Source organism: Pustulibacterium marinum (genome assembly GCF_900116665.1).
GTDB classification, from domain to species: Bacteria; Bacteroidota; Bacteroidia; order Flavobacteriales; family Flavobacteriaceae; genus Pustulibacterium; species Pustulibacterium marinum.
Genome location: NZ_FPBK01000005.1, coordinates 159943 through 185529 on the forward strand (window position 1 = coordinate 159943; position 25587 = coordinate 185529).

Consider the following 25587-nt stretch of genomic DNA (forward strand, 5'->3'; position numbering starts at 1 on the left):
ACAGTTCAAAACTACGATGGAGTTTGTGCGCAAATGATGACTTTTGTCATGTTTTACCCAACATGATTTCATTAAATAATTCATAATTATCACGTTTTCGTGTATTATTTTATTAAAAACTTAATTTTAATAGCATTATTTTTTATAATAACTAAAAACTGTATTTTTAATCCATTCATTATAAACAGATAAAATTATGAAGCAATATCATGATCTTTTACAGCATATTTTAGACCACGGACATCAAAAAGAAGATAGAACCGGAACGGGTACCAAAAGCGTTTTTGGATATCAAATGCGTTTTGATCTTAGCGAAGGTTTTCCAATGGTTACTACCAAAAAATTGCATTTGAAATCCATTATTCATGAGTTGCTTTGGTTTATAAATGGAGACACCAATATCAAATACCTTACAGATAATGGTGTACGCATCTGGAATGAATGGGCTAATGCTGATGGCGATCTTGGACCAGTTTATGGACACCAATGGCGTAACTGGAATAGCGAAGAAATTGACCAAATAAAAGAGGTTATAGAAACGCTTAAGAAAAATCCAGATAGTAGACGTATGTTAGTTTCGGCTTGGAATCCAAGTGTAATGCCGGATACTTCTGTTTCTTTTTCGGAAAATGTTGCAAACGGAAAAGCCGCTTTACCACCTTGCCACGCATTCTTTCAATTTTATGTTGCAGGCGGAAAATTATCTTGTCAACTGTATCAAAGAAGTGCCGATGTATTTCTTGGAGTTCCCTTTAATATTGCTTCGTACGCCTTATTAACAATGATGATGGCACAAGTTTGCGGATATGAAGCTGGAGACTTTATTCACACGTTTGGAGATGTTCATATTTACAACAATCATTTTGAGCAGGTAAAACTTCAATTAAGTAGAGAACCTAGAGCATTACCTACTATGAAGTTAAATCCTGAAATCAAGGAAATTTTCGATTTTAAATTTGAAGATTTCACGTTAGAAAACTATGATCCACATCCGCATATTAAAGGCGCTGTAGCTATTTAAATTAATTCTTTATATACACTAAAAAGGCATCCTCTTGGATGCCTTTTTTATTTTTTTAAATTTCTCAAAGCCAGCAATAATTTGCTCACATCCTTTTCGGTATTGTACACATGAAAACTTACGCGCACCGTTCCTCGAAAGGAAACTAGAAAATCTTTTTCTCGTAATATAGATACATATTTCTCGTCAAGCTTCAATCCAAAAATAGTGGAATGCTTGTCTTTTCGCACCAATACAACATCCTCTAGTAAACCCAGTTCTTCAAAACCTTTGATAGCTTTATCTGTTAATAAATTCAAATGTTCTTGAATTGCCGGCAACCCAAGTTCTGAAAGGTATTCTAATCCGAATTGCATGCTTCCAAATGCTAGAGAATCTAAATGTCCTGGTTCTAATAGATTCACCAAAGGCAATGTTCCAGGATTAGGATTTCCTGCAGCAGCATTCATTCCAGTAACTTTCATTTCAAATCTACTTGTGGCAGCTTCAGAAAATAAAAAGAAACCACAACCATAACCGCCAAGCATCCATTTATACGCGCTAGCTCCAATTACATCTATGCCAGAATCTTTAAAATCGAAAGGCTCTGTCCCAAAATACTGAGTTCCATCTGCAATCAGTAATAAATCAGGAAACTCTTGTTTTAGTTGTTTTAAAAACGATGGCGCTAACTTAATTCCATTTGTAAACTGTACGATACTAAAAGCAAAAACGGTTGGTTTTTCAGATTTTATGGTTTGTATGATTTGTTCTTCTAAATCAGCAGTAATACTAACTTTCACAGTTTCAAAACCACGAGATTCCACCGGCCAATTGATACTTGGGTAATCTGTATCAATCAACAATACTTTTTCAGTCTTCGGTAATGCTTCCATCAATGCATTGAAACCCCAACTAAAATTCTGAACCAAAGCTACCTGTTGCCAATCTCCATTAAAAAAATCGGCTACTGTTTTCTTTACTCCGTTAAAAAACGAAACTTGTTTTTCTCTGAAAATGCTTCCGCCAATTAAAAAATCAAGATCATGTTCCTGACGCCAATCGAGCATCGACTCCGATAAAAGTCCACTCGCGGCAGTATTCAAATAGGTATAGGAATTGGTTACAGGAAAATCTTTTTGTACTTGTTTCATGATCGGTTTACTGCTTTCTGCTGGTTTTTAAATATTCAATTTCTGCACGAATGCTTATCATACTTTACAAAAGTAACGGATTTACTTAAAGCTTTGTAAAATTTCAGCTTAAGATTTAACGCACTTTTACAAGCCTAGAGATTCACTATCTTTGATAAAATTGTATCTTTAAAAGAAAAGAAATCACTATGAAAAAGAATACTTACGATGACACTATTGAGGTTTCTCAACATGAATTAATTGAGAAGGCGCAATCTCGTGTTAAACAAAAAAAATCACTTTATATTCACTTTATATTATTCCTTGTAGGAAGTGTATTTTTGCTTCTTTTTAATAAAGTTCTTAATTATTATCCTGAATACAACTGGTCACTTTGGGTTATGACAGCTTGGGCATTTTTAGTGTGTATTCATGCCATAAATGTGTTTATCATCAACAAGTTTATTGGGAAAGAATGGGAACGCGAACAAAGAGAAAAATTGGTGAAAATTCAAAAGAAAAGAATTGCTAAATTACAACAAGAAGTAGAGAAAGAATATCCACTAATCGACAAAAATAAAGAGACATTTTAATGCTAACAATGATTGCTGCCGCGGCAGAAAACAACGCCTTAGGAAAAGATAACGACTTAGCTTGGCATTTGCCGGACGATTTTAAACGTTTCAAAAAATTAACATCCGGACACCATATCATCATGGGACGTAAGACGTTTGAAAGTTTCCCAAAACCACTTCCTAATAGAACACACATCGTCATTACCCGAAAAAAAGATTACAATCCAGATGGTTGCATTGTTGTAAATTCCTTAGAAGAAGCCATTTCAAAAATTGAAAATGATGAAACTCCATTTATTATTGGCGGTGGAGAAATTTATAAATTAAGCATGGCTACTGCTGATGCTATTGAATTGACTCGTGTTCACGGAACTTTTGATGCCGATACCTTTTTCCCTGAAATTAATGAAAAAGAATGGACATTAGTGAATTCTGAATTTCATGAGAAAGACGAAAAACACAATTTTGCTTTTACTTATGAAACCTATCACCGCAAAAAATAAATCCTATTTACGATTCCGTTTTACATAGCATTGCTGCAAAAGAAGGTTTTAGTTTAAAAGCTTACAAACCACTTTCGGGAGGCGACATAAATGACACTTTTTTGTTAATCACAACCAATGAAAATTTAGTCATCAAACTCAATAATAAAGATGCCTTTCCAGAAATGTTTGCCAAAGAAGCCAAAGGTTTACAACTTTTAAATTCAGCAAATGCTTTGAAAATTCCTGAAGTAGTTTCTTTTGGTGAAATTGAAAACACATCCTATTTATTATTAGAATACATTCCGGAAGGAAAACAAGCACATACCTTTTGGAAAGATTTTGGAATTGGTTTAGCCAAGCAACATCAAACAACTCAAGCTACTTTTGGCTTAGATCATGACAATTATATAGGAAGTTTGCCGCAAAACAATTCTGGAAACATTCAAAACGCAGCCGATTTCTATACAGAAAAACGATTAGAACCTCAATTTCAAATAGCGGCTAAACAAGGTTTTTCTTTTGAAACCACATCATTTTATAAAAACATTCAACATGAAATTCCAGATGAAGCACCAGCTTTACTACACGGTGATCTTTGGAGCGGAAATTATTTAGTTACTTCAAACGGAAAGCCCGCTTTAATTGATCCTGCTGTTGCTTTTGCACCTAGAGAAATGGATATTTCCTTGATGCATCTGTTTGGCGGATTTCAGGATGAAGTATTTCACTATTATGATGAGGAATTTCCGTTAGCAAACGGTTGGAAAAATAGAATTGAACTTTGGCAACTTTACTATCTATTAGTTCATTTAAATTTGTTCGGAAGCAGCTATTTAGGCGGAGTTCAACGCGTCATAGAAAAATACAGTTAACCAAATTACAGATATTTAGCCGATAATCTATCTTTTTTATAAATTTGCCCCATCAAAATTTGAAAATTATGAACGCATACATATTTCCAGGTCAGGGTGCACAATTCGTAGGAATGGGAAAAGATCTCTATGATAACTACCCAGAAGCGAAAGAACTTTTTGAAAAAGCGAATGAAATTTTAGGTTTCCGTATCACAGACATTATGTTTGACGGAACTGCTGAAGACTTAAAAGAAACCAAAGTAACACAACCAGCTATCTTTTTACATTCTGTAATTTTAAGCAAAGTGTTAGGAGATAATTTTCAACCAGACATGGTTGCAGGTCACTCTTTAGGAGAATTTTCTGCTTTGGTAGCTGCTGGAGTTTTAGAATTTGAAGATGCTTTAAAATTAGTTTCGCAACGTGCCTTGGCTATGCAAAAAGCATGCGAAGTACAACCAAGTACCATGGCTGCTGTTTTAGCATTAGCTGATGACGTAGTTGAAAAAATCTGTGAAGAAACAGAAGGTATAGTTGTAGCTGCAAACTACAATTGCCCAGGGCAATTGGTAATTTCAGGTGAAATTGAAGCGATCAACGCTGCTTGTGAAAAAATGAAAGAAGCCGGAGCTAAAAGAGCATTGGTATTGCCTGTAGGCGGTGCTTTTCACTCGCCTTTAATGGAACCAGCTAGAGAAGAATTGGCAAAAGCAATTGAAGAAACTAGCTTTGCTACTCCAAAATGTCCTATCTATCAAAACGTAACTACTACTGCTGTGACAGATGCTGAAAAAATTCAGAAAAACTTAATTGCACAGTTAACAGCGCCTGTAAAATGGACACAAAGTGTAGAAAACATGATAGCAGACGGCGCTACATTATTTACAGAAGTTGGTCCGGGTAAAGTTTTACAAGGATTGGTTAAAAAAATCAACAGAGCTTCAGAAGTAGCTTCTGCTCAATTACCAGCCTAAGAAATTTCAATTTCAATATAAAAAGAAAGCCTTCCAGATTTTGGAAGGCTTTCTTTTTATATTTAGTTACTGATAACGCAGTCTTGACAATCTTTTACTTTACCATAATACGTTTCTCGGTATTTATGCAAAGTTTTATAAGGAATGTTTGCAAATGTTTTGGTTACATAGGTAACTTTTGCATTAAGCATCCCCATATCGTTTGAAAATCTTTTTTCTTGTTTAGTTCTTCTTCGAACTCTAATAAGTTTCATTATATATAATATTGATTCGAGCACATTATACTAAGAATATTAGACAATTCCAAATAATCCTTTTTCAATTACCATATTGTCAGTCATTTAACATTTGTTTTGAGTAAGCAGTTAAATTCTATTAAATAAATCTCATCCCCATTTTTCAAAAGTATCTTTATATCATATTAATCTAAAAAACCAGAAATTATGTTAAGATGGTCAATCACATTTATCGTTATCGCTCTTGTAGCAGCAGTTTTAGGATTTGGTGGAATTGCAGGAGCAGCAGCAGGAATTGCTAAAATTTTATTTTTCGTATTCCTAGTATTATTTGTTATTTCACTTTTAACAAGAGGCGTTAGAAAGTAATATTTTTTATCCAAACAATTAAAAAATCAAGCTATGAAAAAAACTTTTTTAACGGTAATGGTCATGTTTATGACATTATCCACGGCTACAACCTTTGTAAGTTGTAGAGAAAACAAAACAACAGGAGAGAAAATTGAGGATGCAGCGGACGACGTTGGTGACGAAGTTGAAGATGCAGCTGACGAAATGGAAGACGCTGTTGATTAAAGATAGTAACATAAAATCATGATGATTTTATGAAAACAGAAAAGCATTGTAATGCCTAGGCATTACAATGCTTTTTTTATAAAAAAAAGTTAATCCTCTATTCTTGAGATTATTTACACTTATTTTTTACCGAAATTGTGTGTTAAACACAATCTGAATGCTTTTAGAAAATTTGCCTAAACAACCTAGTCTTGCCAAATCCTATTGGAATGTGGGTAAATTACTCTACAGCGCTTTAATTCTATTCATCATTGAATCTGTTTTCTATTATGGAAAAGTAAAAGATGCTTTAGAGAAAGATTCTTACTTGATTATAGGTATTTGGGTTTGGTCACTTCTCTTTTCATTCACACATATTTTTTTGGTTCTAGCGGATGGTTGGTCTAGATTTCAAAATTATAAACGCATCAAAGATCTTTTTTTTGAACATGGATTTTCATACAAATTAGCTGCCCACTATCGAGGAAGTAAATGCCAACGCATGGCAGTTTTAACGGCTGCAGAGGAACTGGGAATTGAGAATGAAGTAAAACGGTATTACAAGAAACTAGGAATTAAGTGGTATCATTTTATTCCAAGTTTTATGGTGGTAGACCCTTGGTTTATTTTTAAAAAGTACTTTTGGTCAAGAACCTTTTTAGAAAAAAGTTATCAATCTAAATTCGATTATAAAAAACTTAACCAAAGACTCCATGCTCAAAGCATCTAACCTAAGTAAAATCTATAACGGAAATACGGCACTGAACAACACTTCTATCTATCTAAAAAGCGGAACTGTAAGTGGCCTTCTTGGCAAAAATGGAGCGGGAAAAACAACTCTTTTCAAAATTATTTGTCGCTTAGTAAAACCTGATTCCGGCACAATTCATATTGAATCAAATAAAAAAAAGGCTATTGGAGCCATTATTGAAAAACCTGGGTTATACACGTATCTCAATGCTTTTGAAAACTTGCGTTTATTCGGTAAAATTCAAAATTTACAACTAAACGATAAACAACTTGAAAAAGCATTACTTGAAGTTGGTTTGCCAATAAACCGAAAAGACCCGGTTAAAAATTTCTCAATGGGGATGAAGCAACGATTAGGTATTGCCATTGCTCTGCTTAATGATCCGGATGTTCTTATTTTGGACGAACCCTTTTCAGGGTTAGATCCAATTGGTGTTTCGGCTATGATTAAACTTATCAAAAAACTAGCCCACAAAGGAATTGCAATTTTTATCTCATCTCATTTAATGACAGAACTACAAAAATGTTGTGATTATCTGTACGTTATTGATCAAGGAAAAATTATCGAAGAAGGTGCTACAGGTGAGCTAATGAATAAACTTACCAGCAGCTATACAATTAGTGGTTCAGATATATCAAAAGCACTTTGGCTACATGATATCACTACCAGAGTACATCATAAAAACAGCATCACAGTTCAATGTACTTCAGAAGAAATTAGTACTATCTTAAAGAAACTACTAAATGAAGGATATTCCATTTCAGCTTGTGTACCAAACGCATCTTTACAACAATTTCTTGAAACTCCTAGATCATGAAATTTATTCTCAAAACTGAACTTTACAAACTCATAAAACAGAGTAAAACCTGGTATGCTTTGGGGGCCGTTTTGGTAATTGAATTTATTATTTTGGGTGCTGCATACTATCAAGGAACTGCTATTTTAGAATTGTTGTTAGAAAACCTTACAGAGTCTTTTTATTTTGAAGGAAATCTGCTCAATGGAAATTTATTATTGTATGTGGTTTTGAATTCGCTTTGGTTTAATATTCCGCTAATTTTAATGATTATTACTTCCGGAATCATTACCGAAGAATATAAAAGCGGAACACTACAATCATTATTACTACAATCAGTTCAAAAAAGAAAATTGCTAATTGCTAAATACATGGCTTCGCTAATTTTCACTGTAACTGTTATTGTCATTTTAGGTTTCACCTCTTTCACTTTAGCTTATGGCATTTTCGGAAAAGGTGATTTAATTGTCTACCTAGGAACCCTCAACTTTTTTGAAGAAGCAGACGCCTTTCGAAGAATTTCTTGCGCTTTTCTCTCTGGAATGTTAAGTATGATTTTCTATACCACCACAAGCATTACACTGGGGATTTTACTGAAAGACCCAGCCAAAACCTGGATTGCTTCGGCCTTCTTTCTTATTTTTTGTTCCTTGCTTCTAAAACTTGATATTGGACTTTCCAACTTTGATTACCTCTTTTTCCCAAAACTCACGAATTCATGGCAACTCTTTTTCGAATTTAATTTAGACTGGAAACTTATCCTTCTTCAAAACATAGGATTAATTATCTACAGTATATTATTTGCTATTATTGGAATTACTATTTTCAACAAACAAGACATAGGATGAAAAAAACATACTTACTTTTTATCTTACTACAACTATCAATCAACTGTATTGCGCAAGAAATAGATAGCGACCTTTTGTACATTAAAAATCGAATGGATTCTATTCAGGAATTTTCTGCTGATCTTGAATTAAATTTAGACGTTTCGTTTATCAACATGCCTACTAAACACGCAAGCGTACTATTTAAAAAAGACGAAGAACTCGATTTTTCAAGCGAAGATTTTGTAATGCTTCCCAAACGGGGCTTGGATTTTTCCTTATCAGAACTTTTTAAATATCCATTCATCACTGTAGATAGAAGCAAAAAAAACATTAATGGAACACTTACCAAAGTACTAAACATTATACCCACAGACGACAAGGCTGATTTTGCATTAGCCACTGTATATCTAGATATTGAGCACAAAAGAATTCACATAGCAGAGATCAATACCAAAAAACTCGGGTCGTATACTATTACGATGACCTATGAAAATAAAGAAGCCATTTTGCCTGATAATGTAACGGTGACTTTTGCCATGGAAAAACTAAAAATACCCCTGAATTTCATGGGACGTGATACAGATATAGACCGAAAAAAAATGCGTAATCTTGACACCAAAGAAGGAAAAATTATGATGAAAATATCTAATTACAAAATCACTTACTGAAGCATGACAAAACAACAAAAATTATTACTAAATGTATCTATTTTTTTGACTTAAGCCAATGGAATTACAGTTACACATCAGCGGTTTTTACTTTCTTCATTTTTTTGATATCAACACTAGTTGTGAAGCATTACTTTACGAAAAAAGTTGATTTCTAAGCAGAGAAACAAACTTTTACTAACGCTATAAAACAAAAAAGCCCGAAAACAAACGTTTCAGGCTTTTTGTACTCGAGGCGGGACTTGAACCCGCACGGACATTACTGTCCACTGGATTTTAAGTCCAGCGTGTCTACCAATTCCACCACTCGAGCGAATATTGTAATTAAAGTATGATCTCTTCTAAATTTTGCTTTAAAATAGAAAAAAGCCTCATCGATTGACGAGGCTTTTGTACTCGAGGCGGGACTTGAACCCGCACGGACATTACTGTCCACTGGATTTTAAGTCCAGCGTGTCTACCAATTCCACCACTCGAGCGTCATACTTTTCAAGAGCGAAAAACGGGGTTCGAACCCGCGACCTCAACCTTGGCAAGGTTGCGCTCTACCAGCTGAGCTATTTTCGCATAATTTTAAGATCGTTCACAATCCTTGATTGCGGATGCAAATATAACACATTTAAAGCAACCTCAAAGTTTTTAGTTCAAAAAAAAACGTATTTTTTTACAACCAATTAAAAATCAATAAATCATTTCTTTTTCTTTACCAACATTCTCTTGATTTCATTGAGCTTCATCAAGGCTTCTACTGGTGTCAGCGTATCAATATCAGTATGTAAAATCTCTTCCTTGATTTCCATCAACAAAGGATCATCCATATTAAAAATACTCAATTGCATCTCATCTTCAAGCTCAGAAATAGCTTCTTTGTTATGTTCACCAGCGTGTGACTGTTCAAGCTTTTTCAAAATCTTATTCGCTTTTTTAATCACTTGTTGAGGCATTCCGGCCATTTTTGCTACGTGAATACCAAAACTATGCTCGCTACCACCTTCAACCAACTTTCTTAAAAACAATACATTGTCTTTGGTTTCTTTTACCGCAACATTGTAGTTTTTAATTCGATCGAACGAATTGGTCATTTCATTCAATTCGTGATAATGCGTTGCAAACAATGTTTTTGCTTTTGCAGGATGTTCATGAATGTATTCTGAAATGGCCCAAGCAATAGAAATACCGTCGTACGTGCTGGTTCCACGACCAATTTCATCGAGCAATACCAAACTTCTTTCTGAAATGTTATTCAAAATAGAAGCCGTTTCGTTCATTTCTACCATAAACGTAGATTCACCCATCGAAATATTATCGCTCGCTCCTACTCTGGTAAATATTTTATCGGTTAAGCCCATTTCTACATGATCTGCCGGCACAAACGAACCAATTTGTCCCAACAACACAATCAATGCAGTTTGACGCAAAATAGCCGATTTACCACTCATGTTAGGCCCCGTAATCATAATCATTTGCTGCTCTTCCCTATCGAGATACACATCATTGGCAATGTAAGCTTCTCCTATTGGCAATTGCTTTTCAATCACCGGATGGCGACCATTTTTAATATCCAACACAAAAGAATCGGAAATCTTTGGCTGTACATAATTGTTTTCGGTAGCCAATTGCGCAAATCCGCACAAACAATCTAATTGTGCAATTAACACCGCATTCGACTGTACTTGCAAAATGTATTCTTTCATCCAAAGTACCAACTTGTTAAAAAGCTCTTGCTCTAAAACAGAAATCTTTTCTTCGGCACCTAAAATCTTCGCTTCGTATTCTTTTAATTCTTCAGTAATGTAACGCTCGGCATTCACCAAAGTTTGCTTACGCGTCCACTCTGACGGAACTTTATCTTTGTGAGCATTTCTAACTTCAATATAATAGCCAAACACATTGTTGCTGGCGATTTTCAAGGAAGGAATTCCGGTACGCTCAGTTTCGCGCTCCAGCATTTTATCTAAGTAATCTTTTCCGGAAAATGCTAGATTTCTGTATTCATCTAATTCTTCTGAAAAACCTTCCGCAATGCAATTTCCTTTCAGAATATTTACCGGCGCTTCTTCGTTGATCATTTCCTTAATACGCGAACGCAACAATTCACAATCATGCAATTTATCGCCAATCACTCGTAAGGCTTCATGATCACTTGCCAAAGCCAATTGCTTTACCGGAACAGCAGCTTCCAAAGAATTTTTAAGTTGGATCACCTCGCGTGGACAAATTCTACCCGTTGCCACTTTTGAAATCAATCGTTCTAAATCGGCAATCAGTTTAATTTGATTGCGCATTTTTTGAAGTACCGTTTTGTTTTCCTGCAAATACGCCACCACTTCATGTCGACTAATAATTTTATCTGCATTCTTCAATGGCAAAGCCAACCAACGCTTCAACATACGTCCGCCCATGGCCGAAATAGTTTTGTCAATCACATCTAACAACGTCACCGCATTGGCAGAATTGGCATTGTACAATTCCAGATTTCGAATGGTAAAACGATCCATCCAAACATATTCATCTTCTGCAATTCGGTTAATTGCTGAAATATGTTCTAATTGTTTGTGTTGGGTTTCGGACAAATAATACAAAACCGCCGCCGAAGCCAAGATTCCTTCATGCAAATGATCTACTCCAAATCCCTTTAACGATTTTGTTTTAAAATGCCCCGTTAAAGTTTCATGGGCATAATCTTCTTGGAAGATCCAATCTTCAAGATAAAACGTATTGAAATCGGTCCCGAAACTTTCGGCAAACTGTTTTTTATGTTTTTTTGAAATCAGAATCTCACTAGGCGAAAAATTCTGCAACAACTTATCAATATATTCCGTGTTTCCCTGAGCCGTTAAAAACTCACCCGTTGACACATCTAAAAAGGCAATTCCGATTTGCGTTTTTCCAAATGAGATAGACGCCAAAAAGTTATTGGTTTTAGCATGTAAAATATCATCGTTGAGCGCAACTCCGGGCGTTACCAATTCGGTTACACCACGTTTTACAATGGTTTTGGTTTGTTTAGGATCTTCTAACTGATCGCAAATAGCAACACGCTGTCCGGCTTTTACCAATTTTGGCAGATAGGTATTCAAAGAATGATGCGGAAACCCAGCCAACTCAGAGCGTTCGCTTCCGTTATTTCTGTTGGTTAATACAATTCCCAGAATCTGAGAAGCTTTAACCGCATCTTCACCAAATGTTTCGTAAAAATCTCCTACTCTAAAAAGTAACATTGCATCAGGATATTTCACCTTGATAGCATTGTATTGTTTCATTAACGGAGTTTCTTTCTTTGCTTTTGCTGCCAATTGATTGCTTTTTTTAGTTGAATTTGTAACAAAACGCGAAGTTAGTGATTTCAAACTGCTATAGAAACGTTAAAAATACAAAAATGGGTGGTCGTATATTTGAATGTTTACATCTGCTTTTTATATCTTTGATGCTTTATAACTCAATATTTTTACCATGAAAAAACTAATAATTGCTTGTAGCATTGCAGTATTAAGCGTTACTGCTACTTTCGCTCAAACTAAAGAAACCAAGATAAATTCAACTCAGGTAACCGTAACTCAAGACGGACCTAAAATTGAATTTGCAGATGAGATCATCGATTATGGTTCTATTGAAAATGGTGCTGATGGTTACAGAGAATTCAAATTCACGAATACTGGATCTGAGCCATTAATCATCACAAAAGCTAAAGGCTCTTGTGGATGTACAGTACCAACTGCTCCATTAAACAAGCCAATTGCTCCAGGACAGTCTGACGTAATTAAAGTACATTACGATACAAAAAGACCTGGAAAATTTGCTAAATCTGTTACGTTAACTTCAAATGCAGTAAACGCTCCAACAAAAGTGATTCGTATTAAAGGTGAAGTAGGTCCAAGACCAACAGCAGAAGCTAAAAAATAAACTTCGAAATCTTTTCGAAAAAATTATAAGAACTTCCTCTTTTTTAGGGGAAGTTTTTTTTTTGATATTTGCAACCCTTAAAAAAGCAACATGAGAAAATTAAAAAACAGCGAGCTAAACAGAATTGATGTTGATACGTTTAAAGAAACTACCAAAACTCCATTGATTGTAGTTTTAGATAATATCAGAAGTTTAAACAATATTGGTTCTGTATTTAGAACTTCGGATGCTTTTTTAATTGAAAAAATTTATTTGTGCGGTATTACTGCAACACCACCAAACAAAGACATTCACAAAACTGCTTTGGGCGCTACCGATAGTGTTGCCTGGGAATATGTAGAGGACACTTTGGAATTGGTTGAAAGACTGAAATCTGAAGGTATACAAACACTTGCTATAGAACAAGCAGAAAACGCTACTATGCTAGACAATTTCACTCCACAAAAAAATCAAAAATATGCTGTTGTATTTGGAAACGAAGTAAAAGGAGTGGCACAAAAAGTAGTTTCCGCTTGCGATGGAGTTATCGAAATTCCTCAATTTGGAACCAAACATTCTTTGAATATTTCGGTAAGTGCCGGTGTTGTCTTGTGGGATTTATTTAGTAAACTGAAATAATTATCATTTACTTTTGGAAAGCTGCAATACGCGTTAAGATTTCCTCATAATCTTCCGGGTTTGCTACAAAATCTTTATCTGAAACATCAATAACCAAGGTATTAACATCCTTCTGAGTTCGGATAAATTCTACGTAACCATTATTGATTTTCTCAAGGTAATCTGCTGGAATTTTTTGTTCGTAATGGCGACCGCGTTTTTTGATATTCGACAACAAACGCTCCGTATTTTGATGTAAATAAATGTACAAATCTGGCTTCACCATTTCTTTGTGCATAATATTGAACAGCTTTCTGTACAAGCTAAACTCTTCTTGCTGCAACGTAACTTTGGCAAAAATCAGGGATTTAAAAACATCATAATCAGAAACCACAAAGTCTTTAAACAAATCAAACTGCGCTAAATCATCTGAAATTTGCTGGTATCGATCAGCCAAAAAAGACATTTCCAACGGAAACGCATACCGACTGTTATCTTCGTAAAATTTAGGTAAAAACGGATTATCTGCAAAACGCTCTAAAACCAATTTCGCATTGTAATCTTCCGAAATTTTTGTTGCTAAGGTTGTTTTTCCCGCGCCAATATTTCCTTCAATTGCAATATAATTGAATCGTGAAAACAGTTGTTTTTTGGATGGATTGATCAACACCTCAGCAGTTTGCTCAATTTCGCTATCATCAGGACATTCATCTAACAATTCGGAAATACTTTTCTTAAGTATCGGATGTACTTTTCCGGGAGCAATCGCAGCCAAAGGTTCTAGCACAAATTTGCGCAATTGCAATTGTGGATGCGGAATTTGCAACCTATCAGAATTGAGAATTTCATCTTCATAAAAAATAATATCCAAATCGATAATTCGAGATTGATACCCGTTTACATCTTTTCGGACACGTCCTAAATCCAATTCAATCTGAAGAAAAACATCTAACACCTCAACAGGTGATAATTGGGTTTGTACAGCAAAACAAGCATTCAAAAATTCAGCACCATCAAAACCCCATGCAGGCGTTTCGAACACAGGAGAAACTGAAGTAATTTCACCTATGCGAACAGCAACTTCTTCCAATGCTTTGTTTAAATTCTGTAACTTATTTCCAATATTGCTACCAATAGCAGCAAAGACCTTTGAACGCTTTTCCATAATCAGGCGCAAAGTAAACAAAAAGACATCACAAAAAGTTACCTTTGCCCGCATTTTAATAAACACACTATGGCTTTTTTAAGAAATTTATTAGCTACCATTCTTGGATTTTTTATTGCAACCGGAATTCTATTTTTTGGTTTTTTGATTTTCATAAGCATCATGTCATCTTCTGACGAAGAAGCGTTGGCTATCAAAGACAATAGCATATTGGAAATTGACTTAGACCAACCTATTGAAGACTATGGCGGTACTTATACTGCAGAAAATTTTGAGTATTCAGAATCTGACTACTCTGGGTTATTTCATATTCTAAAAGCCATTGATATTGCAAAAACAGATGATAAAATAAAAGGAATCAGTATTCATAATACCTCAGGGACGCAAGGAGGAATTGCTACCATCAAAGCGCTGAGAGACGCCCTAATATCCTTTAAAGAGTCAGGTAAATTTGTGTATAGCTACGGTGATATGTACACCCAAAAAGATTATTACCTAAGCTCTGTTGCGGATTCAATTTACATCAATCCAATTGGAGATTTTGAGTTCAAAGGATTGGCTTCCGAAGTTTTATTCTTCAAAGATCTTCAAGACAATACTGGAGTAAAAATGGAAGTAATTCGCCACGGAAAATATAAAAGTGCTGTAGAACCATTTCTTCAAAATAGCATGAGTGAAGCAAATAGAGAACAAATTACAGCATTGCTAACCTCCGTTTGGAACACGATTTTAGACGATGTTTCCAACAGTAGAAATATTTCAAAAGAACAATTGAACAGTATTGCAGATGATCTTGCTGCAAGAACTCCGCAAAAGGCCTTATCAACTGGCTTAGCAGATGTAGTTGCCTACCAAGATGAATACGAGAGTTTGCTACGTAACAAATCTGGCCTATCAGATAATGATGACTTAGAGTTTGTAGATATTTTTGAATATAGTGACAAAAAAGGTAGAAAAGCCATTTTGAACAAACCTAATAACAAGATCGCTGTAATTTTTGCACAAGGAGAAATCATGTATGGTAAAGGAAGTAACCAAGTTATTGGTCAGGAGATCATGATTGAATCGTTACGCGATGCAAGAGAAGATGATGATGTAAAGGGCATCGTTTTAAGAGTAAATTCACCAGGAGGAAGTGCTTTAGCTTCAGATATTATTTGGAGAGAAATAGAAATTACTAAAAAAGAAAAACCAGTATACGTTTCTATGGGAAATTATGCTGCTTCGGGCGGATACTATATTTCTTGTGGAGCTGAAAAAATTATTGCAGAACCCAATACCATTACAGGTTCCATTGGAGTTTTTGGAATGCTACCAAACGTAAAAGGGCTGGCTGACAAATGGGGAATTCATGCAGAGCAAGTACAAACCAATAAAAATGCCGCAGGTTATAGTGTTTTTCAAGAATTAGATGGAAACACCAAAGAAGTAATTCTAGAGGGTATTGAAACCATTTATGAAACCTTTGTAAACAAGGTTGCTGAAGGTAGAAATATGACTTTTGAAGAAGTAGACGCTATTGCGCAAGGACGCGTTTGGAGCGGAACCGATGCTATAAAAAATGGACTTGTTGATAAACTTGGAGGGTTAGAAACCACTGTAAACATGTTGGCTGAAGACAAAAACATAGGTGATTTTACCATAGAAACCTATCCAAAATACGAAGTGACTTTGGGAGAAATTATTATAAAAAACTTAACTTCACCAAAAACCGAATTAACCCAAGAAGCTATCAAAGCACAGATTGGTGAAGAAACCTATCAAGTTATTGAACAATTAAAACAGTTTCAAGAAATGAAAGGAATTCAAGCCAGATTACCATTTGAGCTTCGTATTCATTAAGATTCATGACTCAGAAAGACAAAAAACTAGCTTTTACTATTTATTTGTATTTGGGAGCGTTGTTTATAACCTCCCTAGTGGTTTCAAACCTAATCTTTCAAAAGTTTTTTTATTGGTATCCATTTGGAGATATTCAAATATTTGGAGCCAATCTTTTTGAAATTTCAGTGGGGATTCTTCCCTATCCAATTACTTTCTTAATAACCGATTTGATATCAGAAATCTACGGACAGCAAAAAGCAAATCAAGTAGTAAAAGCCGGGATTTTTGCCTCTTTTTTTTCCATGTTGATTGTTTTAGTGGCAAACCAAACCAATTCGCTACCAACCTCGCCAATTGACTCTAAAACATTTTCCAGCGTATTTGCATTATCGCCAATTGCCGTTTTAGCTTCAATGATGGCCTATTTGTTGGCGCAATTCATAGACATCAAAATATATCATTTTTGGAAACAGCTTACCAAAGGAAAATACCTTTGGATTAGAAATAATTTCTCCACATTCACTTCGCAATTTGTAGATACACTCACCGTAATTCTTCTCATGTGTCTTTTTGGAGTTTTACCTTGGAGTTCCTTTTATGGCCTATTAATTAGTGGTTTTATTTTTAAAGTGATTGTTGCTATTCTAGACACCCCTTTCCTTTATTTATTCACCTATTTCTTTAGAAAAAGATTCAATTTAGAGATTGGAGAAGAAATTAACATAGATTAAACACTTCATCTTTTCAGTTTGATGTATTTTCAGGTTAAATTTTGAAAATAACCATATGAAGAAGTTTTTAAAAGTTGCCGGTATTATTTTACTGGTTTTCATAATTGCCATAATTGCCATTCCTTTTGTTTTCAAAGGAAAAATTGAGCAACTGATCAAAGACAACATTAATAAAAACCTAAACGCGAAGCTAGAATTTGCAGAGACTGATATCAGTCTAATTCGGAATTTCCCGAATGCTTCGATTCAAATTACAAATCTTACACTAACCAATTACGCTCCATTTCAGGGAGACACTTTGGTAAGCGCAAAAGATGTAAATCTAAAAATGTCACTTTCAGAATTAATGAGTATTAGTGACGGAATTAAAATCGATTATTTTTCTATTGATGGTGCAAAAGTAAATGTGCGTGTTAACAAAGATGGTTTAGCCAATTATGACATTGCCAAAGAAACAACTACTGCAACAGCTACCACTGAAAGTAGCGAAAGTTCAACTATAGAACTTTCTGTTCAAGGGTACGAAATCACCAATAGCTATGTAGATTACAACGATGAAAGTCTTGGAATGGAATTTATTATTGATAGTCTAAACCATAGCGGAAGCGGAGATCTTTCTGCAGTAACATCTGAATTAGATACCAAAACCACAGCGCTTGTAAGTTTTGTAATGGATAGTACTGCCTATTTAAGCAAAAATCCTGTGCAGCTAGATGCCGTTTTGGGTGTAGATCTTGAAAAAAGCAAATACACATTTTTAGATAATAAATTACTCATCAATCAACTTCCTTTAGTTTTTGATGGCTATGTTCAAGTGAATGAAAATAATCAAGAACTAGACATTACTTTTGAAACACCTTCTTCTGATTTCAAAAACTTCCTTGCCGTTATTCCAGAAGCGTATGCTAAAGATTTGGAAAATGTACAAACCCAAGGTGAAGCTTATATAAAAGGTAAAGCAGGTGGCGTTATTGATGATGACCACATTCCAACTTTTGACATAGAAATAGCATCTAACAATGCAATGTTTAAATATCCCGATTTACCAAAAGCGGTTAAAAACATTGATATCAAAACAATCATTTCTAACACAACAGGAATTACCAATGACACCGAGGTGAATGTAGAAAATTTAGCTTTTACTATAGATCAAGATTCTTTCAAAGGAAATGCATTGATTAACAACATTATTGAAAACCCAAAAGTTAAAGCCAACGTAGGTGGAAGAATTAACTTAGCAAATCTTAGCAAAGCGTATCCGGTAGAATTAGACATTCCACTTTCCGGAATTTTGGATGCAAATATTGCTACTGCTTTTGATATGGAATCAATTGAAAAAGAACAATATCAAAACACGAAAAATAGCGGAAACATGACTTTAAGCGGATTTACATACAACTCTGAAGACATGAAAAATCCACTTACCATTAATAAAACTTCATTGACTTTCAACACCACAACAGTAAGTTTGAATGAATTTGATGCAAAATCTGGAACTACCGATATTGAAGCAAAAGGAACTATTACCAATTTTCTTGGTTATATGTTTAATGATGAATTGCTCAAAGGTAATTTCACCATTAATTCAGACAACTTTAATCTAAATGATTTTATGGTAGAAGAAACAGAAGTAGTTGCATCAAAAGATTCTGAAACCAAAACAGAAATTGTAACAACAGGTGAAGAACAAATAAAAATCCCAGCATTTCTGGATGCAACAGTTGCCGTAAATGCAAAGAAAGTAAAGTATGATAATTTAGACCTTACCGATGCTAAAGGAACTTTGGTCATCAAGGACGAAACAGCAACATTGAAAAATGTTTCTACCAATCTTTTAGGAGGAAATGTAACTCTTAACGGAAATGTATCTACCAAAGGGCAAACTCCTAATTTTGATATGGACTTAGGGATTAATTCTTTCACTATATCAAAAGCATTCGAAGAATTAGACCTATTGAAGGCTTTAGCGCCAATAGCGCAGGCAATAGAAGGTAAATTAAATTCTTCCGTATCACTTTCCGGTAACTTGGATAAAAGTTTAGCTCCAGATCTTACAACCCTTTCCGGGAATCTCTTAGCAGAATTATTGAATACGGATATCAATGCTGAAAACTCTCAGGCTTTATCATTATTAAACAATAATTTGAAGTTTATAGATTTAGATAATTTGAATTTGAAAGATCTAAAAGCAGCTTTAACTTTTGAAAACGGAAAAGTGAATGTAAAACCATTTCAGGTAAGTTACAAGGATGTGAAAATTGATATTTCCGGTAGTCATGGTTTTGATAAATCTATGAGTTATAATTTCACCTTTGATGTTCCTGCTAAATATTTGGGAAGTGATATTTCTAAATTAATCAGTCAGTTGAACGATACCAGTATAGAAAATACTAAAGTTCCTGTTACTGCAAATCTTTCCGGTACGTTTACAAATCCAAAAGTAAATACCGACATTCAACAAGCTGTGACAAATTTGACCAAACAACTGGTAGAAAAACAAAAACAGCAATTGATAGATAAAGGAAAAGACAAAGCCCAGGAAGCTATAAGCAATATTATAAGTGGAAACACCACAAAGTCTGATACTACGAAAACTAATTCTAGTCAGCAAGAAGAAGTAAAAAGTGCGGTAAAAGATGCTTTAAATGGATTATTTGGCAAGAAAAAAGAAGAATAACACACGTAAAATTAGATTTAAATAACAAAAGCCGCTTTCAACAAGCGGCTTTTGTTATTATGTCAAAAACATATTTGATTTATAATTAAAGTCAGAGCAAATTAACTCAACACGTTAATATTCACTACTAACCCTTCATTGGCTCTAACATTGAAAACCGTGTCATCTTCAAAAATAAGATACTGTCCTTTGATACCTTTTAATACACCTTCATACTCTGGTGTTTTTTGTAGATTCAAACTCTTTAATTTCTTTGGGTATTCTAAGACCGGGAAGTTCAAATTTGTTTCAGAATTATTCTCAATAAAGTATTCTTTTGCTTCTTCTGGAATGTACTGCTTCAAGTTTTCTCGCCATTGTGTAAGATCTTCGTCTTGTATTTCATTCTTCAACATGGTTCGCCAATTGGTTTTGTCTCCCACATGATCTTTCAAAGCAACCTCCGTAATTCCTGCCAAATATCTGTTAGGAACTTCTACAATTTCTATAGCCTCATGCGCTCCTTGATCGATCCATCGTGTTGGTACTTGTGTTTTTCTGGTAACCCCTACTTTTACATTACTAGAATTCGCCAAATAGACAATATGTGGCTGCAATTGCACCTTTTTCTCATACTCCAGATCACGATCTTCTTCATTCAAATGCGCTTTACTAAGTTCTGGTTTCATGATCCAATCGGCAGCTTGTGGAACCTCAAAAAAACAAGATTTACAAAATCCTTGTCTATAAATTGGTTTATCTAAATGACAATTGAGGCATTCAAATTTCACAAATTTCAGCGCAATTTTCTTGTTCAACAACTGATTCATATGCAGAAAATCACTTCCAATATTTAAGTAATATTGAATAGGATCTTCAAATTCTGTTATCATTTTAATAAGAACACCTTCAAACATGTTAAATCTTTTATATTTTGTAAAGCAGACTATTTGCTTTCTATTTTTTTAGCCTAAATTAGTTTCTGTTTGCCACATTTTTGTTGGCCACTTCATACTTTAAATGTAAAATTAATTAAAAAAATGCCGATTCCTATTTTTAATTCTATCGCTTCTTGGTTTTTAAAAAAGCGCATTCATCAAATAGAATTATTTATCAAATATCCTCAGGAAGTACAAACTGAAATCTTAGACGAACTTTTATATACAGCTCAAGACACGCTTTACGGTAGTCAATATGGTTTCAGTGGTATCAAAAATTATGATCAGTTTAAAAACAATGTTCCTCTTACAACGTATGAGGACTTTGAACCTTATATAGAACGAAGCAGAAAAGGAGAAGCAAATGTTTTCTGGTCTTCGGAAATCAATTGGTTTGCAAAATCTAGTGGAACCACCAATGCAAAAAGTAAATTTATACCTGTAAGCGAAGAATCTTTAAATGAATGCCATTACAAAGCCAGTAAAGATTTGCTTTGCATGTATCTTAATAATAATGAAAATTCTGAATTATTTCTTGGTAAAAGTCTAAGACTAGGCGGCAGCAAACAGCTCTACGAAGACAACGGAACGGTGTTTGGAGATCTCTCTGCAATTCTCATAGATAACATGCCATTATGGGCTGAATTTAGTTCTACACCAAGCAGCAAAGTATCTTTAATGAGCGAATGGGAAACCAAAATTGAAGCCATTCTAGAAGAAACCATGCAAGAAAACGTCACCAGTTTAGCTGGCGTACCATCTTGGATGCTGGTTTTATTAAATAGAGTGATAGAACGTTCAGGAAAATCTAGCATTTTGGAAGTTTGGGAAAATCTAGAAGTTTATTTTCATGGAGGTGTGAGTTTCACCCCATACGCAGATCAGTATCAAAAAATAATTCCTAACGGAAATTTTAGATATTATGAAATCTATAATGCCTCCGAAGGTTTTTTCGCTATTCAAGATACAAATGACTCTAAAGAGTTATTATTAATGTTAGACTACGGAATTTTCTATGAATTCATTCCAATGGATACTTACGGAACTCCAAACCAAAAAGTAATTCCGTTAGAACAAGTTGAATTAGGAAAAAACTATGCCGTTGTAATCACAACAAACGCAGGTTTGTGGCGATACATTATTGGCGACACTATTCGTTTTACATCACTTAGTCCTTATAGAGTAAAGGTAACTGGAAGAACCAAACACCACATTAATGTATTTGGAGAAGAACTGATTATTGAAAATACAGAAGAAGCTCTAAAGGAAGTTTGCAAAAGAACGAATAGTGAAATTATAGAATACACCGTTGGACCAGTTTTCATGGAAGGAAGTGAAAAAGGAGCCCATGAATGGATCATAGAATTTAAAACGCAGCCAAATTCTTTACCTGAATTTATGGATTTACTAGACAAGAAATTGATGCAGTTGAATTCAGACTACGAAGCAAAACGTTATAAAAATATTACACTTAATCCTCCAAAATTTACATTGGCTCGGAAAAACTTATTTTATGACTGGTTAAAACAAAATGGCAAATTAGGTGGCCAACATAAGATTCCAAGACTATCCAATTCTCGTACTTACATCGAAGATTTAAAAGAAATAAACAAAGCTTTTATTTTGTAAAATACTCTAAATGAACCTTAAAAAGAGTTCTTTTTTAATCATTACTTAACTTAAAATTTGCATTTAATCGACAATAATTAACCATTTATCAAATATCAAATAACATTTTTGTTTGAGGGGGTTTTTCAGTATTACATTTGTTTCATCGCTAAAGTATTACTTATAAAACTATTGAAAATGAATAATTTAAAATTGTCAGTCCTAATCGGTTTTGCAGCAGTAGCTACAAGCTTCGCTCAAACAAATGAGATTGCTTCTGTTGAATACACTACTAATAAAGAAGAAGTTAGATTTCCTATCAGAGAAAGAAGAATTAACAAATTAGATCCAAGCGGATTTAAGTATGGTGTAAAAAACTTAAAAGTTAATACTCCTTATACTGAGTTAACAAATCACCTTTACAAAAATAAATTCATTTATTCTTCTTCAAAAAAAATTGGAGTTTTTAAATCTGATATAGATCCAAAAACAAATGAACCTTATAAATTATTGTTTTGTGGAGATATCGCAAAGGATCAAGAAATAAAACATTCAACTTTTTTTTCTAACACTTTAAACACTGATAAGTCAAACGAAACTTTTTCAACATTTACAGAAGATGAAGAAACTGTTTATTTCACACGAAGCGTCAAAGAAGGTGATCAAGAATTATTAAAAATATTCAGAGCTACTTTGGAAAGAGGAGCTTGGAAAAATATAGAAATGCTTTCTTTTAACATGGAAGGTTTTGAGTATGACACTCCATATGTTTCACCAAACGGAGACAAACTTTTCTTCGCATCTAACATGCCTGGAACAATAGGTGGTTATGATATTTATGTTGTAAACATAGACGAAAATGGGAAAGTTGGTACTCCAAGAAATTTAGGAAACGAAATAAACACTTCTAAAGATGAAAAGTATCCATACATGATGGGAGATGACGCATTATATTTTGCCTCTTCAGGACATTATGGTTTAGGCGGATATGACATCTTCGAAAGTAAGTTTGTAAACAACAGATTTTATTTCCCTACAAATATGGGTTCATCAATTAACAGTATTTCTGATGATTTCGGTTTTTTGATTAATAAAGATGACGAAGGATATTTCACATCTGACAGAACAGGTGGACAAGGTGGTTACGACATTTATGCCTTCAAAAGAGAAAAAATTAAACAATACGTAGATATTCAAGTTTTAGATGAGAATGGCGCTCCATTAATAAGCTCCAAAGTTCTTGTAAAAGATAGCTATAACAGAGTAATTGCTGATTCTTATACAGATGAAAATGGAATGATGAATATTGAAGTTATGCCATACAACTCTTATGCTTTCTACGTAAACAAAAAGGGATACAATGATAATATTGCTAGTTTCGAAGCTTTAGACGGTGATAAAGAAGATTACACATACACTGAAACAATAACGATGACAGAGAAATCTCCAGAGTATGTTGAAGTTGAGTTTGTAGTAGGAACAGATGAAGTTTTCTTTGCAAATGACAAATTTAAAGTTTCTACAGAGATCGAAGCTCTTCAAGAAGCATTGGCTGCAGCTAAAGACAATGCTTATGAAGTAATTATTAATGCGCATGCTGACCAAAGATTTACTTCTGAATACAACATGACTCTATCTCAAAAACGTGGAGAATTTGTTAAAGCTTTCTTGATAGAAAATGGAGTTAAAGCAGACATTATAAGCGTTAAAGCTTTCGGAGAAACAAAACCAAGAGTTACATGTGATGAAGATTGTAGCAAAGAAGAATTAAAAGAAAACAGACGTGTTGAAATCATCATCAAGAAAAAAGAGATGAAAGAAGTTAAGCAAGACTAAAATTCCTCGTTACTTATTCAAGAGTTTAAGACAATTATTATTTATTCAATATTTTTATAACAAAACCCGATTCTATGAATCGGGTTTTGTATTTTAAGAGACTGATATCATATATCTCAGCAAAAAAGTATATCTATTAATAAATATTTGGTGTAGATATAAAACGAAAAAGGGATCTCATTGAGATCCCTTTTTCGTTTTATACATAGATTATATACTAATTCTAAATCTAAGAGGCCGCTTTCAACGTACTTAAAGTTGCTTTGTTAAGCTTATCCTCGGCATACTTTTGGGTTAAATGAAATACCTCTATCCCTTCATTACTAGGAAGCTCAAACATCGCATCTGTCAAAATAGCTTCACATAGTGAACGTAAACCTCTTGCACCCAATTTATATTCAATAGCTTTGGTTACAATGAAGTCTAAAGCTTCATCATCAATAGTTAAAGCTATATCATCCATTGCAAACAGTTTTACATATTGCTTTACAATAGCATTCTTAGGCTCTGTAAGAATAGATCTAAGTGTTACTGCATCCAAGGGATTCATATGAGTTAAAACTGGAAGACGACCAATTATCTCTGGAATTAAACCAAAATCTTTAAGATCCTTTGGAATTACATATTGAAGTAGATTACTTTGATCAATTGTATTCATGGAATTAGATGAACTGTATCCAACAGCTTGCATATTCAATCTTTTGGTTATGATACGCTCAATGCCGTCAAAAGCTCCACCTGCAACAAACAGAATATTTTCAGTATTGACTTCAATAAACTTTTGATCTGGATGCTTTCTTCCTCCTTTAGGTGGAACGTTTACAGTTGTTCCTTCTAAAAGCTTCAATAAAGCTTGCTGAACTCCTTCTCCAGAAACGTCTCTTGTAATGGACGGATTATCACTCTTACGAGCAATTTTATCTATCTCATCTATAAAAACGATTCCTCGCTCTGCTTTTTCTAAATCATAATCCGCAGCTTGTAAAAGACGAGTCAAAATACTTTCAACATCTTCTCCTACGTACCCAGCCTCGGTCAATACGGTTGCATCAACTATAGCCAACGGAACATTCAACATTTTCGCAATGGTCTTTGCTATCAAGGTTTTTCCGGTACCTGTTTGCCCCACCATTACAATGTTACTCTTTTGAATTTCAATATCATCATCAGATGATTCTTGAAGCAACCTTTTATAATGATTGTACACAGCCACTGACATAACTTTTTTGGTTGCGTCCTGACCAATTACAAATTCGTCTAAGAAATTTTTAATCTCAATTGGTTTTCTTAATTCCAATTCAGAAGACAAGTCTTTTGAACGAGTTTGCTTCGTTTCTTCCAGAACAATGCCATGTGCTTGCTCAATGCAACGATCACAAATATGCGCATCAAGACCAGCAATCAATAAATTTGTTTCCGGCTTTTTTCTTCCACAAAATGAACATTCTAACTCTTCCTTCGCCATCTAGTGT

At 34.2% G+C, this 25587-nt stretch carries 24 protein-coding genes and 3 tRNA genes; 18 read left to right on the forward strand and 9 right to left on the reverse strand.

Annotation, left to right across the window (positions count from 1 at the left end):
• Positions 1-196: 196 nt before the first annotated feature.
• Entirely contained in the window at positions 197-1021 is an 825-nt protein-coding gene (locus BM383_RS09125; protein WP_093024824.1) for a thymidylate synthase, read from the forward strand.
• Positions 1022-1068: 47 nt separating this feature from the next.
• On the opposite strand, the gene BM383_RS09130 is transcribed toward BM383_RS09125, so the two are convergent.
• Entirely contained in the window at positions 1069-2154 is a 1086-nt protein-coding gene (locus BM383_RS09130) for an aminotransferase class V-fold PLP-dependent enzyme (protein WP_093024825.1), read from the reverse strand.
• A 188-nt stretch (positions 2155-2342) separates the two neighbouring features.
• Between BM383_RS09130 and BM383_RS09135 the strand changes: the two genes are divergently transcribed.
• The 4 genes from BM383_RS09135 to fabD all read left to right on the forward strand — a co-directional run bounded on the left by BM383_RS09135 (position 2343) and on the right by fabD (position 5021).
• Positions 2343-2726, forward strand: coding sequence for a 2TM domain-containing protein (locus BM383_RS09135; RefSeq protein ID WP_093024826.1), 384 nt, complete (start codon positions 2343-2345; stop codon positions 2724-2726).
• Positions 2726-3211: a dihydrofolate reductase gene (locus tag BM383_RS09140; RefSeq protein WP_093024827.1), complete on the forward strand. Its 486-nt coding sequence runs from the start codon at positions 2726-2728 to the stop codon at positions 3209-3211. Before BM383_RS09135 ends, BM383_RS09140 begins: the two co-directional genes overlap by 1 nt.
• Positions 3212-3240: 29 nt before the next feature.
• The gene (locus BM383_RS09145; RefSeq protein WP_093024828.1) at positions 3241-4065 is read left to right on the forward strand and encodes a fructosamine kinase family protein; all 825 of its coding nucleotides are present in this window, start codon (positions 3241-3243) and stop codon (positions 4063-4065) included.
• 68 nt (positions 4066-4133) lie between these two features.
• Complete coding sequence (gene fabD, locus BM383_RS09150; RefSeq protein WP_093024829.1) at positions 4134-5021, forward strand: ACP S-malonyltransferase; 888 nt, start codon at positions 4134-4136, stop codon at positions 5019-5021.
• A gap of 62 nt (positions 5022-5083) precedes the next feature.
• Here the strand turns inward: fabD and BM383_RS09155 are convergent, their stop codons facing one another.
• Positions 5084-5275: a hypothetical protein gene (locus BM383_RS09155; RefSeq protein WP_093024830.1), complete on the reverse strand. Its 192-nt coding sequence runs from the start codon at positions 5273-5275 to the stop codon at positions 5084-5086.
• A 189-nt stretch (positions 5276-5464) separates the two neighbouring features.
• Here BM383_RS09155 and BM383_RS09160 point away from each other — a divergent pair, with 189 nt between their 5' ends.
• The 6 genes from BM383_RS09160 to BM383_RS09180 all read left to right on the forward strand — a co-directional run bounded on the left by BM383_RS09160 (position 5465) and on the right by BM383_RS09180 (position 8857).
• A complete protein-coding gene (locus BM383_RS09160; RefSeq protein ID WP_093024831.1) occupies positions 5465-5626 on the forward strand; it encodes a DUF1328 family protein in 162 nt (53 codons plus the stop codon).
• A gap of 33 nt (positions 5627-5659) precedes the next feature.
• Positions 5660-5833 carry a hypothetical protein gene (locus BM383_RS18825; protein ID WP_177229096.1) on the forward strand — a complete coding sequence of 58 codons (174 nt, stop codon included), beginning with the start codon at positions 5660-5662 and terminating at the stop codon, positions 5831-5833.
• Positions 5834-5990: 157 nt separating this feature from the next.
• On the forward strand, positions 5991-6542 hold the full coding sequence (locus BM383_RS09165) for a hypothetical protein (protein WP_093024832.1): 552 nt from the start codon (positions 5991-5993) through the stop codon (positions 6540-6542).
• Complete coding sequence (locus BM383_RS09170) at positions 6526-7380, forward strand: ABC transporter ATP-binding protein (RefSeq protein WP_093024833.1); 855 nt, start codon at positions 6526-6528, stop codon at positions 7378-7380. The genes BM383_RS09165 and BM383_RS09170 overlap by 17 nt, the downstream gene beginning before the upstream one ends.
• Positions 7377-8207 (forward strand): ABC transporter permease, encoded by an 831-nt coding sequence (locus tag BM383_RS09175; RefSeq protein WP_093024834.1) that lies wholly within the window; start codon positions 7377-7379, stop codon positions 8205-8207. The genes BM383_RS09170 and BM383_RS09175 overlap by 4 nt, the downstream gene beginning before the upstream one ends.
• On the forward strand, positions 8204-8857 hold the full coding sequence (locus tag BM383_RS09180) for a hypothetical protein (RefSeq protein WP_093024835.1): 654 nt from the start codon (positions 8204-8206) through the stop codon (positions 8855-8857). Before BM383_RS09175 ends, BM383_RS09180 begins: the two co-directional genes overlap by 4 nt.
• A gap of 227 nt (positions 8858-9084) precedes the next feature.
• On the opposite strand, the gene BM383_RS09185 is transcribed toward BM383_RS09180, so the two are convergent.
• The 4 genes from BM383_RS09185 to mutS all read right to left on the reverse strand — a co-directional run bounded on the left by BM383_RS09185 (position 9085) and on the right by mutS (position 12153).
• Positions 9085-9170, reverse strand: a tRNA-Leu gene (locus BM383_RS09185).
• An 80-nt stretch (positions 9171-9250) separates the two neighbouring features.
• Positions 9251-9336 (reverse strand) — tRNA-Leu (locus tag BM383_RS09190).
• Between the two features lie 15 nt (positions 9337-9351).
• A tRNA-Gly gene (locus tag BM383_RS09195) sits at positions 9352-9424 on the reverse strand.
• A gap of 122 nt (positions 9425-9546) precedes the next feature.
• A complete protein-coding gene (gene mutS / locus BM383_RS09200) occupies positions 9547-12153 on the reverse strand; it encodes a DNA mismatch repair protein MutS (RefSeq protein ID WP_093024896.1) in 2607 nt (868 codons plus the stop codon).
• Between the two features lie 157 nt (positions 12154-12310).
• On the opposite strand from mutS, the gene BM383_RS09205 reads away from it, so the two are divergent.
• The gene (locus BM383_RS09205; RefSeq protein ID WP_093024836.1) at positions 12311-12760 is read left to right on the forward strand and encodes a DUF1573 domain-containing protein; all 450 of its coding nucleotides are present in this window, start codon (positions 12311-12313) and stop codon (positions 12758-12760) included.
• Between the two features lie 90 nt (positions 12761-12850).
• Positions 12851-13378 (forward strand): RNA methyltransferase, encoded by a 528-nt coding sequence (locus tag BM383_RS09210; RefSeq protein ID WP_093024837.1) that lies wholly within the window; start codon positions 12851-12853, stop codon positions 13376-13378.
• A 7-nt stretch (positions 13379-13385) separates the two neighbouring features.
• On the opposite strand, the gene folK is transcribed toward BM383_RS09210, so the two are convergent.
• On the reverse strand, positions 13386-14522 hold the full coding sequence (folK, locus tag BM383_RS09215) for a 2-amino-4-hydroxy-6-hydroxymethyldihydropteridine diphosphokinase (RefSeq protein WP_093024838.1): 1137 nt from the start codon (positions 14520-14522) through the stop codon (positions 13386-13388).
• Between the two features lie 69 nt (positions 14523-14591).
• On the opposite strand from folK, the gene sppA reads away from it, so the two are divergent.
• The 3 genes from sppA to BM383_RS09230 are packed head-to-tail and all read left to right on the forward strand — an operon-like array spanning position 14592 to position 19754.
• On the forward strand, positions 14592-16364 hold the full coding sequence (gene sppA / locus BM383_RS09220; RefSeq protein WP_093024839.1) for a signal peptide peptidase SppA: 1773 nt from the start codon (positions 14592-14594) through the stop codon (positions 16362-16364).
• 5 nt (positions 16365-16369) lie between these two features.
• Positions 16370-17077 (forward strand): queuosine precursor transporter, encoded by a 708-nt coding sequence (locus tag BM383_RS09225; RefSeq protein ID WP_093024840.1) that lies wholly within the window; start codon positions 16370-16372, stop codon positions 17075-17077.
• Between the two features lie 55 nt (positions 17078-17132).
• Positions 17133-19754 carry an AsmA family protein gene (locus tag BM383_RS09230; protein WP_093024841.1) on the forward strand — a complete coding sequence of 874 codons (2622 nt, stop codon included), beginning with the start codon at positions 17133-17135 and terminating at the stop codon, positions 19752-19754.
• Between the two features lie 101 nt (positions 19755-19855).
• Here BM383_RS09230 and BM383_RS09235 read toward each other — a convergent pair whose 3' ends face one another.
• A complete protein-coding gene (locus BM383_RS09235) occupies positions 19856-20650 on the reverse strand; it encodes a DUF2797 domain-containing protein (protein ID WP_093024842.1) in 795 nt (264 codons plus the stop codon).
• A gap of 123 nt (positions 20651-20773) precedes the next feature.
• Here BM383_RS09235 and BM383_RS09240 point away from each other — a divergent pair, with 123 nt between their 5' ends.
• Both BM383_RS09240 and BM383_RS09245 read left to right on the forward strand, forming a co-directional pair.
• Entirely contained in the window at positions 20774-22300 is a 1527-nt protein-coding gene (locus BM383_RS09240; protein ID WP_093024897.1) for a GH3 auxin-responsive promoter family protein, read from the forward strand.
• Positions 22301-22477: 177 nt separating this feature from the next.
• Positions 22478-24115 carry an OmpA family protein gene (locus BM383_RS09245; protein ID WP_093024843.1) on the forward strand — a complete coding sequence of 546 codons (1638 nt, stop codon included), beginning with the start codon at positions 22478-22480 and terminating at the stop codon, positions 24113-24115.
• A gap of 229 nt (positions 24116-24344) precedes the next feature.
• On the opposite strand, the gene clpX is transcribed toward BM383_RS09245, so the two are convergent.
• Positions 24345-25580: an ATP-dependent Clp protease ATP-binding subunit ClpX gene (clpX, locus tag BM383_RS09250; RefSeq protein ID WP_093024844.1), complete on the reverse strand. Its 1236-nt coding sequence runs from the start codon at positions 25578-25580 to the stop codon at positions 24345-24347.
• Between the last annotated feature and the right edge of the window lie 7 nt (positions 25581-25587).